Here is a 15,185-nt window from a genome sequence, read left to right as displayed (position 1 = left end):
ATAATTAAACAACACTGACGATGAAAAAACTTTGCACAATTTCAATCTTTGTAGCAATCATAACCAATGCTCAAGTTGGGATAAAAACCCCTGACCCAACCAGAACTTTGGATGTGAACGGTACATCCCGAATACGAACTCTTACTGATAAATCAAACGATAAAAATTATGATCAGGTCTTAACAACCGATGCCAGTGGAAATGTAGAATATGTTCCTAAAAGCAGTTTGAATCAGCAATATGTGGAACTATTCCATCTCAAAACATTGCCCTCTACACTTAATAATAGTAATACAACAGCCTCCACCATATCTACACAATCTATAACGCTTGCTAAGAAAGCATTGGTAATAATCAATTTCTCAGTACCTATTAACCTATCTAATACTGCAAGTGACGGAAGAGCCCGTATCCTAATAACTCATTTGCTTGTGGATGGTAATACTTCGGTAAGATCAAGTAATATTTATACCAATAGTACAAGCACCGGAACAAATCTGTTTGGACTTTTTTACAATACCGGTTCTTATTTTATTGAACTTGCTGCAGGAACACATTCAATTTCTTTAGAAGGTTTCTGCATGGACAATGCTGCATGTACACAAGGAGGAAACCTACCCGGAACTAACTTCCAAGCCACTGCTTTATACAACAATTACTAATAATAAACTATAAATCAATACCATATAACTATTCTTTATTCTTTTTAAAATAACAAATATAAAGATCCTACTACATGATTAGCGATGGATTTAGGATTATTCTATTTCTTTTAACAATGAAATAACTACTCTCGGTTATTCCTATTTAAAAGCACAAATTAATACCTATACTTTTAGTAAAGGAATTTTACCACAAGAAACACACTGCTACCAATAACATATACACCCCTTATAACCGAAATAATAAAGTATGAATGTTTGATCGTAGCTAGGAAAAATGGTATTTATAGTTAAAACAAAAAATGATGAAAAAAATTTATAATATTTTAATATTGTTATCAATCATTGTTAACGCTCAGGTGGGTATAAAAACAACTACTCCAACAAGAACCTTGGATGTAAATGGTACCTCCAGATTACGAACACTTACCGATAAATCAACAGATAAAAATTATGATCAGGTATTAGTAACAGATCTTAACGGAAATATAGACTATATCCCCAAGAGCACTTTAACGCAACAATATGTACCGCTTTTTAATCTTACGAGTTTACCTACTGCAAACAATAATAGCAGTTCTGTATCTACCACAATATCTACGCAGTCTATAACACTGGTAAAAAAAGCATTGGTAATCATTAATTTTTCAGTACCTATTACCTTAACAAACATTGCAACAGACGGAAGAGCCCGAATATTGAGAACTCATTTGGTAGTAGATGGTACAACAACAGTAAGATCCAGTAATTCCTATAGTAATAAAGCATTGCTCGGGACAAATCTTTATGGAATTTTTTACAATACCGGTTCTTTTACTATCGAACTGGCTGCAGGACAACATTCAATAGCTCTGGAAGGGATGTGTTTTAATAATGCTGCATGTACACAGGGAGGAAATATGCCGGGAACCAGTTTTCAGGCAGTTGCTTTATATAATAATTTTTAAGACAAATATAAACACCTCTATCTTTAGAAGTTTTTATTCATCACTTGCACAGCAACTATTAATAGCTGTGCATTTTTATTTTACCGATACTGAGAAAATATTCTCATTAATTAATCGTTGGTTATAAAATTTCAACAAAAAAATGGCCGTACTCCTTATCTTCTAATAAAGTACGACCCCATATATTATGTAATAAAAGATTTCCGGAATCTCTATTATCATTTATCTTTGAAGTTTCTCTCCGTAGCTTAGATCTCCTGCATCTCCCAATCCCGGAGTAATGTATCCTTTTGAAGTCAGGTTTTCATCAATAGCTCCTACCCAAATTTTTGCATCGGGATAAGCATTCTGAATGGTTTCAACCCCTTGCCTCGAAGCAATTGCCGCAACAATATGCAATTGAGAAGGCGTTCCGTTGGTTAACAAATCTTTGATTGCTTCTATTAGAGATGCTCCTGTTGCCAACATAGGATCTCCAACGATCAATGGTCTTCCTTCAATACTCGGACACGTTAAATAATCCTGTTTGATAGAAAAATAGTCATTGGCATCGTGTTTTCTGTAGGCAGCAACAAATCCGCAGTCTGCACCATCTAGGTAGTTCAATATCCCTTCAAACAAAGGAACTCCAGCTCTCAAAATCGTAGTGATAACAGGCTGAACAGCAATTTCTGTAACCTTAATGGTATCTAAAGGAGTTTGAATTTCAACTTCTCTTGTTTCAAGACCTTTACTGATTTCAAAAGCAGCAATTTCTCCGATACGCTCCATATTTCGACGGAATCTCATTCGATCGTGTTGAATTTCTACATTTCGTAATTCGTTGATCCATTGGTTAACTAAGGAAAAATTTTGTGATAAAACAGTAAGCATGTAATATTTTAATTTTATTTTAAGGAGAATAAGTACTATAAATTCTCCACAAAATTACAAATTTAGAGTTTGAAACTAAAGAGAAATGGATTATATTTATGGAAGTTTCCAAGTAATACCATAGACAAAATACTTCAACCATGATGAAAAGCCTTATTTTAGGGAAAATATCCCCTGAATTTATAAAAGACGAAACCCTCCCTCAACTTTTAACCCCTATTTTTGAAAGATATAAAGATAAAACGGCCTTTATTTTTGGAGATAAAAAACTGTCTTATGAAGAATTAGACAGCTGGAGCAATGCTATTGCCTTACAATTACAAAGCGAAGGGGTAAAACCGGGTGACAGTGTTGGAGTATGGTACCCCAGAAGTATGGAACTTCCTGTCGCTATATTGGGAATAATAAAAGCAGGAGCATCCTATGTTCCTTTGGATAGAGAAATGCCTGAAGACCGTATTAAACAGGTGTTCACAGACATTCAGGTAAAAACGTATTTTTCAGATACTGATGCTCATATCCACTGTACACCTCTATCAATAGCACAACAGCCAAAAGATATCATTCCAGCGCTTTCTATTGAAAATACACCCGATAACTGGGCCTACGTTTTATTTACTTCAGGAAGTACCGGAAACCCAAAAGGAATCCCAATCTCCCATCGCAATATCTGCCACCTAATCAGATCCGAAGAAGATTTTATAGGAATAAAAGATACAGACATCATTTATCAAGGATTTTCGGTTTCTTTTGACATGTGGTGTGAGGAAGTATGGATCAGTCTTTTTTCAGGCGCTACCATCTGGATCGCCGATGCTACAACGGTAAAAGCAATAGATGAATTAAGTGAGGTTCTAACTAAAAACAAGATCACCGTTCTCCATGCTGTTCCCAGTATTCTGGCTATTATTGATGAAGTTCCTTCTATACGACTTATCAATACAGGGGGGAAGCCTGCACCAAGCAGGTACAGGAAAAATGGGCAAAACCTTACCGAACATTCATTAATAGTTATGGACCTACAGAAACCACCGTTTCTTCAAACATGATTATTCTGAATAGTACAGAAGAACTGACTATCGGAGGACCATTACCGAACTATCATCTTGCCGTGATAGATGAAAATATGAATATCGTTCCAAGAGGTGAACGTGGAGAAATGATTATATCAGGACCCGGCGTAAGCAAAGGATATTTTAATCTTCCTGAGCTTACAGAACAAAAATTTCTGCCTAATCCTTTTTCTGATCTTCCCGGAGACACGATTTATAAAACAGGCGATGCCGTAGTGATAAGAGAAAATGGATTTATAGACTTTCAGGGAAGAATTGATGATCAAATAAAACTTCGTGGCTACCGAATTGAGCTTGGTGAAATAGAATCCAGACTCAACCAGCTTCAGAATATTTCTTCCGCTGCTGTTTGTGTAAAAGAAGATTCTAATGGGCAAGGGCAACTTGTAGGATATGCTGTTATAAAAAATGACGCTTCTTTTGACGAAAATGAAACCCGAAAAGAACTGGCAAAATTTCTTGCGCCCTACATGGTTCCTATCGCTATTGTTCAAATGAAGGAGATGCCAAGGATGCCAAGCGGAAAAATCGACAGAAAGAAACTTCCTATTCCTGAAAGTTTCAGCCAGCATGAAAAAAATGAGGATATTAAAATAGATACTGAAGCCTCGGTAGAAGATAAGCTGATCCAAACTCTTCAATGGGTATTTCCTGGAAAAGATATTAATCTGAAACATGATTTTTTTACTGATTTGGGTGGACACTCTTTATTGGCCGCAACTCTTGTTTCACATTTGAGACAAAAAGCAGGGATTCCTTATGCATCATTAAAAGATATTTATGAAAACCGTCCGCTGTCAGCCTATGCCGAATGTCTTAAAAATAAACACGAACAGGAACCTATAAAACAAGAACCGTTTCAAAGGGTTTCAACCTTTCAATATTATGCATGTAATGCAGCTCAGACCGTGTCTTTAATGGCTGTATTTGCGTTATTTAGTATTCAGATATTTTTTCCTTATTTAAGTTATTATTATTTCCAGATTAACGGATATGGAACGACCTATGCCTTATTGAGTGCTGTTCTTTTGTATACTTTAATTCCTCCCGTGTATTCCATTATTATTCTTTTAACCAAATGGCTTATTATCGGAAAAATAAAAGAAGGAGACTATCCGCTTTGGGGATGGTATTATTTCAGATGGTGGCTTTGGAAAACAATTAAGAGACTAATGCCTTCTGAATTTATTGTAGAAACGCCTTTATATCCTAAATATTTACGATTATTGGGGGTAAAAGTTCATCCCAGTGCTCAACTGAGTCTTTTGCCAATTGCCGCTGAAGATCTGGTAACCATTGATGAGAATGTAACCACAAGTTCAGGCTGTAGTATTGATAATGCATCTGTAGAAAACGGTATTTTAAAAATACGAAAAGTACATATTAAAGCGCATGCTTATCTTGGGTCTTCCGCTATTGTTTGTGGGGAAACTACGATTGAAGAGTTTGGAGAACTTCAGGATCTCAGTTGTCTGAATGAAGGAAAAACCATTGGCTTTGGAGAGATTTGGGATGGGAGCCCTGCTGAAAAATTGAGAACAAAAAGTGCAGAAGAAGTAGAAATTCCGACATTAGTTTCTGCTAAAAAAAGAAATAAATATTCTCTTTTGTATGCGTGTTCATTATTTTTCTTTCCGCTTCTTATCGTTTTACCTCTAGCGCCAACGTTGTATACGTTGTATTATTTAGATGATCGTTCATCTGATTACAGTTTTTATTACCTATGGCAAGCTCCTATACTTTCTACGGTGTATATATTATTGTTCATTGGGGTGGTAAGCATTATTACAAGATTGCTGCAATGCAATATGAAACCCGGAGTCTACCCTGTTTACAGCTTTATATATTATAGAAAATGGATCAAAGACCAAATATTTAATTTATCATTAACCATTGTTCATCCACTTTTTGCATCAATTTATATCAGTAAATTTTACAGAATGATGGGCGCTAAGGTTGGGAAAAATTCAGAAATATCAACAGCCAGCGACGTTTCTCATAATTTATTGGAAATTGGTGAAGGTTCATTTATTGCTGATGCCGTAATTCTTGGAGAACATGATATAAGAAATCAAAAATTAATTTTAGCAAAAACAAAAATAGGAAACAACAGTTTTGTAGGAAACAGCGGCCTGATTCCACAAGGATATGAACTTGGAGATAATATGTTGATCGGAGTTTTAAGCAAAGCACCAACAGAAGAGCAACTTGAAAATTCATCTGAAAAAGACTGGTTTGGATCTCCTCCTATTGGTTTGCCTTCAAGACAAAAATCAGATTCTTTCAAAGATAGCCTTACTTACAATCCTCCTGTCCGACTTCAGCTTGCAAGAGCTATTGTAGAGGGAATAAGAATCATTCTTCCACAAACAATTATCATTATCTGCAGTGTTTTGTTCATTGCTTATACCAGTAATTATCTGGAAGGAAAAATCCTGTATCTTTTGGTATTTGCTCCATTTTATTATTTAGGGATTGTGGCACTACCATCCTTCTTTCTTACCGTTTTATTAAAATGGATATTGGTTGGAAAGTATAAAAAGACCGAAATGCCAATGTACAGCCTTAAAGTATGGCTCAGTGAAGGAATTACCACAATTTATGAAGCGCTGCCGGTTATTTTCTTTTTAGATTTCTTACGCGGTACAATGTGGCTGCCTTTCTTCATGAGATTTTTAGGGGTAAAAATAGGAAAGAGAGTATGGCTTAACACCACTGACATTACAGAATATGATATGGTATCCATCGGAGATGAAGCGATGTTAAACGAAGACTGTGGCCCTCAGACCCACCTTTTCGAAGACAGAATTATGAAAGTAGGCGGGGTGAAAATAGGAAGCCAAACGACAATTCACTCAAGAACTATTATTTTATACGATACCGAAATTGGGAATAATGTACACATTGATGCTCTTTCCCTAGTAATGAAAGGAGAGGCACTTTCTGATAACACCTCATGGCACGGAAGCCCGTTAAGAGGGAAATAATCTAAAAAAACAGACATGGATTATACCATTAAAAAAATAAAAATCGCTGAAAATAGAGCCATCGCAGATGAGCTAGTGGGCGAACTTCATGTTTCAGAAAAAAGCATGAATGATAAAACGGCTGATTGGAATTTAATTCGTGAAAACTATCTCCGTTTTATGTCTGAATGTGAAGAAGAAAATGACGGCACCTTTCTTATTGCTGAAATTGATGGCAAAGCAATCGGATTTATATTTGGATACATCGACGAAAAAGATGACAGCAATTTTGAGCTTGGGGACGCTGATGATTTGTATGTTTCAGAAGGGTATGTAAAAAAGGAATTCAGAAAACATGGAATTTATTCTGCTCTTAACAAAGCTTTTGAAGAGACTTATAAAGACTATAATATCCGAAAAATTTATCGCTATACTTTATGCAATAATAATACAATGCAAAAGTGGCTTGGAAATCAAGGCTACCAACCTGTAAGATTATTGTATGAAAAATGGTTGTAAAAAAATCAGAAAATAATTTCTTCTGTATGTAAATTCGTCATTCTGAAATCAGAAGCAATATAAGTGATATAATCAGGAGATAAAGACAGAGGCTTTGTAAAGTAGATATCACCCTCAATGATTACCTTTTCTTGATGAGCATCAATCTCTCCCAATTCTTTTGAAATACCAAAACCTGAAGCCTTTAACGAGGCTTCTTTTTTTACCCATACTTCATAAAAAGCAGCTTTAGGGTTTTGATGAGATTTAATGAATTTCCTTTCTTCAGAATGTAAAAAATCATTGTAAATATCAATATCCAAAGGCTGAATAAACTCCGTATCAATTCCACATTTTCCTTTTGGGGAAAGACAGGATATAACTAAGTTTTCACTGTGAGATCCGCTAAAATCAAATGTAGAGCCTTTAATATAAGGTTTTGAAAAATCATCTTTTTGATATAAATCCCAAAAAAAACTCTGATAAGGATTCCTTTTCCTTATCAGAGTTTCTAATAATAATTTTGAAATTTTCCTAGCCAACCTGTCGTTCGGATTTTGATATCTTTCTACAGACTGCTTAATGGAAACAGGAAGTTGATCAAATAACTCTTCTACTCTTTCAGAATTATTCTTATTCAGGAAACTGTAAGCTACCCAAACTTCCATCCTTATTTCTTTATTTTTGTCTGAAATAGATCTCGATTGGAACTCCGGTAAATCCGAATTCCTTTCTCAATTGGTTTTCAGTAAATCTCTTGTACGGTTCTTTTACATACTGTGGCAAGTTACAGAAGAATACAAATTGTGGAGACGGCGTTGGAAGCTGCACACAATATTTGATTTTAATGAACTTTCCTTTATTTGCCGGTGGAGGTGTACGTTCAAAGATGGGAAGCATGATTTCATTTAATTTTGAAGTCTTGATCTTCTTCTTACGATCTTCATACACTACCATTGCCATTTCAACTGCTTTCAGAATTCTTTGTTTCGTTAACGCTGAAACAAAAAGAATTGGAATATCGCTGAACTGACCAATTTTATTTTTAATTGATTCTTCAAAATCACGTACTGTATTGGTTTTCTTATCTTCAATAAGGTCCCACTTGTTTACTACAATTACAATACCTTTTCTGTTTTTCTGTGCTAAACCGAAAATATTCATATCCTGAGATTCCCATCCTAGCGTAGCATCTACCATGATAATTACCACGTCAGAATACTCAATAGAACGAATAGATCTCATTACAGAATAGAATTCTAAATCTTCATTTACTTTAGACTTTCTTCTCATTCCTGCAGTATCTACCAATACAAACTCGTGTCCGAATTTATTGTAAAGCGTCTGAATACTGTCTCTTGTTGTTCCTGCAACATCTGTTACGATGTTTCTCTCAACATCCAATAAAGCATTTGTTAAGGTAGATTTCCCTACGTTTGGACGACCCGCAATCGTAATTTTAGGTAAACCTTCAAATGGATCTTTATAGTCTGTAGTTGGGAAATCTCTAACGATATCATCCAGAACTTCTCCTGTTCCAGAACCTGTAGCAGAAGATAAAGTATAATATTTTTCAATTCCTAATTGGTAGAATTCAGTTGCTAAGATTTCTTCTTTAGCAGAATCTACTTTATTGATAACAATATAAACAGGTTTTTTTGATCTTCTTAAAAGTTCGTGGATTTCGTAGTCTGTCTCTGTAAGACCTTCTTCTACATTCATCATAAAGATGATAGAAGTAGCTTCATCGATTGCTAACTGAACTTGTTTTGAAATTTCCTCCTGGAAAACATCATCGTTATTCACATCATAACCTCCTGTATCAATAACAGTGAAGTCTACACCATTCCAGTCTGATTTTCCGTGATGACGGTCTCTTGTAACCCCGGCAGTAGAATCTACAATAGCTTCTCTCCTTTCCAGTAAACGGTTAAATAACGTGGATTTCCCTACATTGGGACGCCCAACGATAGCAACAATATTTGACATAAAAATGTTTAATAAGTAATTATTAATGAGTTACTCCAACTTTTGGAGCTCAATTTTTTGCAAAGATAGGCTTTTATTATTTAAGCAATAAAAATCTTTCAAATTACGAATTTGATATTTTTGAAATCCTAAAACTTTACAATGACTTTGCTTATTAAACGTAACAAATTTCTATTCGAACACTAAGTTTCAAGGATACAACAGAATGAAAATATAATAATTATTTTGCTTTATAGATACGACCGCTTTCGTCTTTTAGTGTGTTTTCATCAATGAGTGTAAATACATTCTTTTTACTGTAAAACTTACTCTCTAAAATAATTTTATCACCAATAATTTGATAGGTTCCACTAATTCCCATATCACTACCGGGAGCAAAATAAGAGGCTTCACTTTCAGTTTTAAAATTAATACTACCCGGATTTGAAAGTTCAGGATTTTCATTCACTTTCTCATCTAAATTCCGATCTCTTACAAATCTTTTTCCAGTTAATTTTTTGCTTTTGGTGGAGACCACTTCTTTTGTTGTGGATGGGTTAGATTCTTTGATTTTTGAGGTGCATGCATTTGCTACTAAAAATGCTGCCAATAATATAGGAGTATACTTGTTTGTATTCATTTGTGGTGTTTTTTTATTCGAAATTTCATCAATGTATTTAATAGAAGACTATAGATTTAGTTTGCTTTATAAATATTACCTTCTGCATCTTTCAGTCTCTTTTCATCAAGTGCTGTAAACTCTTTCTTTTCATTATAAAGTTGGATATCTAAAATAATTTTATTTCCCATTATTTTATAGGTAACTCCAATTCCCATATCGCTTCCCGGTGCAAAATAAGAGGCTTCATTTTGAGTCCTAAAACTAATACTTCCCGGACCTGAAAGTTCAGGATTTTCATCCACTTTTTCATTTAATTTTCTCTCCCGTACGAATTCTTTCCCAATCAAATTTTTACTGCTTATTGGGAACGCATTCTTTATGGTTGATTGATTAGATGTTGTTATTTTTTGATTGCATGAGCAAATAGATAAAAATATGACTAATAATATAGGAATGTACTTTTTTGTGTTCATTTGTGATTTTTCTTGAAAGATAAAAAAATCAAAAACCTGAAAGTTCTGATATTCAATCAAAAAAAATGTATTATCAAATAAAATGATTATTATTTTTAATCATCTTTTGGTTATTGTAAAAATTACAACTACAGAAATACGAGTCTGCATAAAACCAATCAAATTTAATAGGAATATAAAAATTAACATTCATCTAAAATGGATGCATAAAAAAAGACAGCCGAAACGACTGTCTTCAAAAATTAGATCAATATAAAAATTAGATTAAATCAAATCTATCTAAGTTCATTACTTTAGTCCACGATGCTACAAAATCTTTTACAAATTTTTCCTGAGCATCAGAACTTGCGTATACTTCCGCTAATGCTCTCAATTCAGAATTTGAACCGAAGACCAAATCTGCTCGGGAAGCCGTCCATTTTGGTTGCCCCGTTGATCGATCTGTTCCCATATACAATTCATTATCTTCCGAAATGCCTTTCCATTGGGTTTTCATATCCAAAAGATTAACAAAAAAATCATTGGTCAAAACTCCTGGACGCTGCGTGAATATCCCATTTTTGGAACCATCAAAATTCGTATCCAGAGCTCGCATTCCACCAATCAACACCGTCAATTCAGGAGGAGTAAGCGTCAATAGTTGCGCTTTATCAATTAATAAAGATTCAGTTGAAACCGAATATTTTTTCTTCAAGTAATTTCTGAAACCGTCTGCTGCAGGTTCCAAATATTCCATAGATTCAACATCTGTCTGCGCTTGCGAAGCATCCATACGACCTGGAGCAAAAGGAACATTAATATTTTGTCCGGCATCTCTTGCTGCTTTTTCAACCGCTGCACTTCCTGCCAATACAATTATATCTGCTAATGAAATCTTCTTATTTTCACCTTGAGCATTATTAAATTCTGTTTGAATATTTTCTAATACACCCAAAACTCGTTGTAACTGAGCCGGATTATTTACTGCCCAATCTTTTTGTGGAGCCAAGCGAATTCTCGCTCCATTCGCACCGCCACGTTTATCACTTCCTCTGAAAGTTGAAGCTGACGCCCAAGCTGTTGAAACTAATTCAGAAATAGGTAATCCTGAATTTAAAATTTTAGTTTTTAATAATTCAATATCAGAATCATTAACCAATTCGTGATTCACTTCAGGAATCGGGTCTTGCCAGATCAATTCTTCTGCCGGAACATCAGGACCTAAATAACGGGCTTTTGGTCCCATATCTCTGTGAGTCAATTTAAACCAGGCTCTTGAGAAAGCATCTGCAAAAGCGTCCGGATTTTCAAAAAAGTGTCTTGATATTTTTTCATACACAGGATCAAATCTTAGTGAAAGATCTGTTGTAAGCATTGTGGCTCTGTGTTTTTTATTCGGATCAAAAGCATCAGGAATAATTTTTTCGCCGTTTTTCGCCACCCATTGGTGAGCTCCAGCAGGGCTTTTAGTGAGTTCCCATTCATTTTCAAATAGATTTTTAAAGAAAAGGTTACTCCATTCTGTTGGCTTTTCAGTCCATGTTACTTCTAATCCACTGGAAATAGCATCCGGTCCTTTCCCTGATTTATAAGAACTGTTCCATCCAAATCCCTGCGCTTCAATTCCTGCTGCTTCAGGTTCTTTTCCAACATGATCTGCCGGGCCTGCACCGTGAGTCTTCCCAAAGGTATGTCCACCTGCAATTAAGGCAACCGTTTCTTCATCATTCATCGCCATTCTTCCGAACGTATCACGAATATCTTTTGCTGCTGCAATAGGATCAGGATTTCCATCCGGTCCTTCAGGGTTTACATAAATAAGCCCCATTTGTACTGCTGCTAAAGGTTTTTCAAGGTTTCTGGAGTGATTCACCTCAGAATTATCTTCGGCAGGAAGCACGCCATGACCTTCCACACCTGGAGAACCATGCGCATAACGAAGATCTCCGCCTAGCCATGTTTTTTCTGTTCCCCAATACACATCCTGATCTGGCTCCCAGACATCTTCACGACCTCCTGCAAATCCGAATGTTTTGAAACCCATTGATTCAAGGGCAATATTTCCTGTAAGAATTAAAAGATCTGCCCAAGATATTTTCTTACCATATTTTTGTTTGATGGGCCAAAGTAATCTTCTTGCTTTATCTAAACTCACATTATCCGGCCAACTGTTTAAGGGAGCAAAACGTTGTTGCCCAGCTCCTGCTCCACCTCTTCCGTCACCTACACGATAAGTTCCGGCACTGTGCCAAGCCATACGGATAAACAAAGGCCCATAATGACCAAAATCTGCAGGCCACCAATCTTGTGAATCTGTCATTAACGCATGAAGGTCTTTTTTTACACTTTCAAGATCAAGACTTTGAAAAGCTTCAGCATAATCAAAATCATCTTCCATAGGATTCGACAAAGAAGAATGTTGTCTTAGAATGTCAACCCTTAACTGATCTGGCCACCAGTCTTTATTATGAGTTCCCCCTCCTGCAACATTTTCTTTTTTCATTGTTCCGTTATGGAATGGGCATTTGCTGATGTCATTTAAATCGTTTTCCATTATCGCTTAATTTTTTATGTTGGTTTTTAACGTTTTCCTATTGTGTTTGTTTAACAACTCTGCAAACTTACAAGGCTTAATTCATAAATACAATCTATCAAAAATATTTTTACAATAGTTAAAAACTATAATAAATTATAAACTATTGATTTCTAGTCGTCGGGATATCAAAACATATAATAATGCAATTAAGTTAATAAAATTTGGCATTACCTTAGATAAAAACTAATAACATAGTAGCGTATTTAGAATAATTCAACTTAGTGCCTTCATTTCAATATTTTTTACATTTTTTTATCCTTAAAAATTTAATATCTTTATCTGTTTAGAAACCCAAATTGCAGTATATGAAAAAAGTAATAGTTGTTATTCTAGTCGCCTTTATTCTCATTCAGTTTTTCCCAATCGATAAAACGAATCCTCCACCAACTCCCGGAATGGACTTTCTAAAAATAAAGAAAACGTCACCAGAAATTGCAAAAATAATAAGTACTTCCTGCTATGATTGCCATTCTAATGAATCAAAATATCCTTGGTATTCAGATATTGCTCCGTCTTCATGGTTTGTGAAAAATCATATCACAGAAGGCAGGAAACATCTTAATTTTTCTACCTTTGCGATGTACGAACCTAAAAGGCAGGTTCATAAACTGGAAGAATGCATTGATATGGTAACAAAAGAGGAAATGCCTTTAGATTCTTATTACTTGGGACATCAAGATGCCAAATTAACTACTGAACAAAGGCAGGAATTAGTGAAATACTTTAAAAAAGTAAAAGAAGAAACCGAAAGATCAATGGTATTTTAAAAATAAAATTATGCAAGAAGATTGGCAACATAAGTATATCGTATTTTTTGATGGAGAGTGTGGCGTCTGTAATTTTTGGGTACAATGGATTCTGGAAAGAGATAAAAAAGACCAATTTATGTTTGCATCATTACAATCAGATTTTGGGCAAAAATTTTTATCAGAAAGAGGTCTTGAAGCAAAAGTATTCAACACTTTATATCTCTGGAAACCTAGCCAATACTACATGATCAAATCAAGAGCTGTATTACAAATTGCCAGCATCTTAGGTGGAATTTACACTCTTTCCGGTATTGGAAAAATACTTCCTCCCTCTTTTAGTGATATCTTTTATGATATGATCTCAAGAAATAGAATGAAGTTGGCCAATCAAAAATGTTATTTGCCTACTCCACAGCAAAGGAAAAAGTTTATTGAGGTGTAGAATATAAAATTCTACAATATATCAATACAAAACTTTGCATCCTATCCTTCTTTTAAGAAAAGAATAGTTTTTAATTCGTTTGTTGGAATCTAAAGAGATTGATTTAAAATTTCAACAAATAGTACTAACTCAATTTTTTCTATTTTTCAGGAGCTATTTCCTGCTATCCGCTCATACTCCTCACGCCAACGCGCTCCAACGCTAAGTCCTTCTCATATCCAGCTCCATGTTGCGGGGTAACCGCTGCTATCAGGGCTAGGGTTTCCGCCCGGTTATCATTTTTTTATCGCAAAATCAACTCTCAGTTTGTCATCCCGTAGGGATCCAGACTCGAATCCTTCCACTCTATAAATCTCTAAACCTAACAGGTTTTGAAAACTGTTAGGTTTGTTATAACACCCAGAAAAACCATGTTTCAACATCTCATTTTTTTACACCTCTTAACTCCACAAAAAATACAATACTTATCACAAGCCAATCCATCTGATTTTTTAGTTTTAAAAATTGAGTCTAAATAATATTGCATATTAACATAGAACATCGGGGCTAGGGGTTTCTGTCTGATTTTCATTTCTTATAGCAAAATCAACTCTCAGTTTGTCATCCCGTAGGGATCCAGACTCGAATCCTTCCACTCTATAAATCTCTAAACCTAACAGGTTTTAAAAACCTGTTAGGTTTGTTATAACACCCAGAAAAACCATGTTTCAACATCTCATTTTTACACCTCTTAATTCCACAACAAATGCAATACTTACCACAAGCCAGTCCATCTGATTTTTTAGTTTTAAAAATTGAGTCTGAATAATTTGCAGACTAACATAGAACATCGGGGCTAGGGTTTCCTTCTGATTTTCATTTTTTTTATCGCAAAATCAACTTTCAGTTTGTCATCCCGTAGGGATCCAGACTCGAATCTTTCCACCCTATCTCTAAACCTAACAGGTTTGTTATTAACAAACAGAGAAACCATGTTTCAACATCTAATTTTTCACACCTCTTAACTCCACAACAAACAAAAAAAATACAACTAAATGAATAGGAGACTATAATGAAGCTTGTTCTTTTACTGATTACATTTAATATGATAAAAAGAGGTTGTATTACTTCGTTCGACAGAAGCTTTAAGTTTGAGGATAATAATCTCTCGCAGATTTAGCAGATGAAGCAGATTTTTTAATGAATGAATTTTGATCTAAAAAGATCGGTTAGATCCTTACAGGATGACAAAGAGTCTGCTTATTGTTTTTGAGAAAAATTATTGTGCTTTGACAGTTTAGTATAAGATTGATTCGGTAATAAGGATAAACAAAATGCTTTTTTATCGCAAGGTCAGA

The 15,185-nt window shown here is 34.9% G+C and carries 12 protein-coding genes and 1 pseudogene; 7 read left to right on the top strand and 6 right to left on the bottom strand.

Annotated features, from left to right (window positions below; all coding sequences use genetic code 11):
- Nucleotides 1–20: 20 nt before the first annotated feature.
- Together AMQ68_RS13315 and AMQ68_RS13310 are read left to right on the top strand one after the other, a co-directional pair.
- On the top strand, nucleotides 21–662 hold the full coding sequence (locus AMQ68_RS13315) for a hypothetical protein (RefSeq protein ID WP_054511136.1): 642 nt from the start codon (nucleotides 21–23) through the stop codon (nucleotides 660–662).
- 302 nt (nucleotides 663–964) lie between these two features.
- Nucleotides 965–1,609, top strand: a complete 645-nt coding sequence (locus AMQ68_RS13310; RefSeq protein ID WP_123905706.1) for a hypothetical protein — start codon at nucleotides 965–967, stop codon at nucleotides 1,607–1,609.
- 222 nt (nucleotides 1,610–1,831) lie between these two features.
- On the opposite strand, the gene upp is transcribed toward AMQ68_RS13310, so the two are convergent.
- The gene (upp, locus tag AMQ68_RS13305; protein ID WP_054511134.1) at nucleotides 1,832–2,482 is read right to left on the bottom strand and encodes a uracil phosphoribosyltransferase; all 651 of its coding nucleotides are present in this window, start codon (nucleotides 2,480–2,482) and stop codon (nucleotides 1,832–1,834) included.
- 140 nt (nucleotides 2,483–2,622) lie between these two features.
- On the opposite strand from upp, the pseudogene AMQ68_RS25630 reads away from it, so the two are divergent.
- The 3 genes and pseudogenes from AMQ68_RS25630 to AMQ68_RS13295 form a co-directional block, all read left to right on the top strand.
- Nucleotides 2,623–3,620 (top strand): annotated as a pseudogene (locus AMQ68_RS25630) (AMP-binding protein); the annotation flags it as partial.
- Nucleotides 3,609–6,542 (top strand): Pls/PosA family non-ribosomal peptide synthetase, encoded by a 2,934-nt coding sequence (locus AMQ68_RS13300; protein WP_369678653.1) that lies wholly within the window; start codon nucleotides 3,609–3,611, stop codon nucleotides 6,540–6,542. The pseudogene AMQ68_RS25630 and the gene AMQ68_RS13300, both read left to right, overlap by 12 nt.
- Nucleotides 6,543–6,557: 15 nt before the next feature.
- Nucleotides 6,558–7,040 carry a GNAT family N-acetyltransferase gene (locus tag AMQ68_RS13295; protein ID WP_054511133.1) on the top strand — a complete coding sequence of 161 codons (483 nt, stop codon included), beginning with the start codon at nucleotides 6,558–6,560 and terminating at the stop codon, nucleotides 7,038–7,040.
- 5 nt (nucleotides 7,041–7,045) lie between these two features.
- On the opposite strand, the gene AMQ68_RS13290 is transcribed toward AMQ68_RS13295, so the two are convergent.
- From AMQ68_RS13290 to katG, 5 genes are all read right to left on the bottom strand, one after another.
- Complete coding sequence (locus tag AMQ68_RS13290) at nucleotides 7,046–7,687, bottom strand: 4'-phosphopantetheinyl transferase superfamily protein (RefSeq protein WP_054511132.1); 642 nt, start codon at nucleotides 7,685–7,687, stop codon at nucleotides 7,046–7,048.
- Nucleotides 7,688–7,697: 10 nt separating this feature from the next.
- A complete protein-coding gene (gene der / locus AMQ68_RS13285) occupies nucleotides 7,698–9,008 on the bottom strand; it encodes a ribosome biogenesis GTPase Der (RefSeq protein ID WP_054511131.1) in 1,311 nt (436 codons plus the stop codon).
- 220 nt (nucleotides 9,009–9,228) lie between these two features.
- On the bottom strand, nucleotides 9,229–9,627 hold the full coding sequence (locus tag AMQ68_RS13280) for a hypothetical protein (RefSeq protein ID WP_054511130.1): 399 nt from the start codon (nucleotides 9,625–9,627) through the stop codon (nucleotides 9,229–9,231).
- 56 nt (nucleotides 9,628–9,683) lie between these two features.
- The gene (locus AMQ68_RS13275) at nucleotides 9,684–10,082 is read right to left on the bottom strand and encodes a hypothetical protein (protein ID WP_123905705.1); all 399 of its coding nucleotides are present in this window, start codon (nucleotides 10,080–10,082) and stop codon (nucleotides 9,684–9,686) included.
- Between the two features lie 259 nt (nucleotides 10,083–10,341).
- Entirely contained in the window at nucleotides 10,342–12,615 is a 2,274-nt protein-coding gene (gene katG / locus AMQ68_RS13270) for a catalase/peroxidase HPI (RefSeq protein WP_054511128.1), read from the bottom strand.
- A gap of 347 nt (nucleotides 12,616–12,962) precedes the next feature.
- Here katG and AMQ68_RS13265 point away from each other — a divergent pair, with 347 nt between their 5' ends.
- Nucleotides 12,963–13,424, top strand: coding sequence for a heme-binding domain-containing protein (locus AMQ68_RS13265; protein WP_054511127.1), 462 nt, complete (start codon nucleotides 12,963–12,965; stop codon nucleotides 13,422–13,424).
- A gap of 10 nt (nucleotides 13,425–13,434) precedes the next feature.
- Nucleotides 13,435–13,848 carry a thiol-disulfide oxidoreductase DCC family protein gene (locus AMQ68_RS13260; RefSeq protein ID WP_054511126.1) on the top strand — a complete coding sequence of 138 codons (414 nt, stop codon included), beginning with the start codon at nucleotides 13,435–13,437 and terminating at the stop codon, nucleotides 13,846–13,848.
- The last annotated feature ends 1,337 nt before the right edge of the window (nucleotides 13,849–15,185 follow it).

The sequence above is a fragment of the Chryseobacterium sp. ERMR1:04 genome, assembly GCF_001297705.1.
Classification (GTDB): Bacteria; Bacteroidota; Bacteroidia; order Flavobacteriales; family Weeksellaceae; genus Chryseobacterium.
This window is presented reverse-complemented; position numbering and strand designations above follow the sequence as displayed.

Coding starts and splice junctions, on each gene's coding strand:
- AMQ68_RS13295 (WP_054511133.1), top strand. CDS start 6,558: ATGGATTATACCATTAAAAAAATAAAAATCGCTGAAAATAGAGCCATC.
- AMQ68_RS13290 (WP_054511132.1), bottom strand. CDS start 7,687: ATGGAAGTTTGGGTAGCTTACAGTTTCCTGAATAAGAATAATTCTGAA.
- upp (WP_054511134.1), bottom strand. CDS start 2,482: ATGCTTACTGTTTTATCACAAAATTTTTCCTTAGTTAACCAATGGATC.
- AMQ68_RS13310 (WP_123905706.1), top strand. CDS start 965: ATGATGAAAAAAATTTATAATATTTTAATATTGTTATCAATCATTGTT.
- AMQ68_RS13260 (WP_054511126.1), top strand. CDS start 13,435: ATGCAAGAAGATTGGCAACATAAGTATATCGTATTTTTTGATGGAGAG.
- AMQ68_RS13300 (WP_369678653.1), top strand. CDS start 3,609: ATGAATATCGTTCCAAGAGGTGAACGTGGAGAAATGATTATATCAGGA.
- AMQ68_RS13265 (WP_054511127.1), top strand. CDS start 12,963: ATGAAAAAAGTAATAGTTGTTATTCTAGTCGCCTTTATTCTCATTCAG.
- AMQ68_RS13275 (WP_123905705.1), bottom strand. CDS start 10,082: ATGAACACAAAAAAGTACATTCCTATATTATTAGTCATATTTTTATCT.
- AMQ68_RS13280 (WP_054511130.1), bottom strand. CDS start 9,627: ATGAATACAAACAAGTATACTCCTATATTATTGGCAGCATTTTTAGTA.
- der (WP_054511131.1), bottom strand. CDS start 9,008: ATGTCAAATATTGTTGCTATCGTTGGGCGTCCCAATGTAGGGAAATCC.
- katG (WP_054511128.1), bottom strand. CDS start 12,615: ATGGAAAACGATTTAAATGACATCAGCAAATGCCCATTCCATAACGGA.
- AMQ68_RS13315 (WP_054511136.1), top strand. CDS start 21: ATGAAAAAACTTTGCACAATTTCAATCTTTGTAGCAATCATAACCAAT.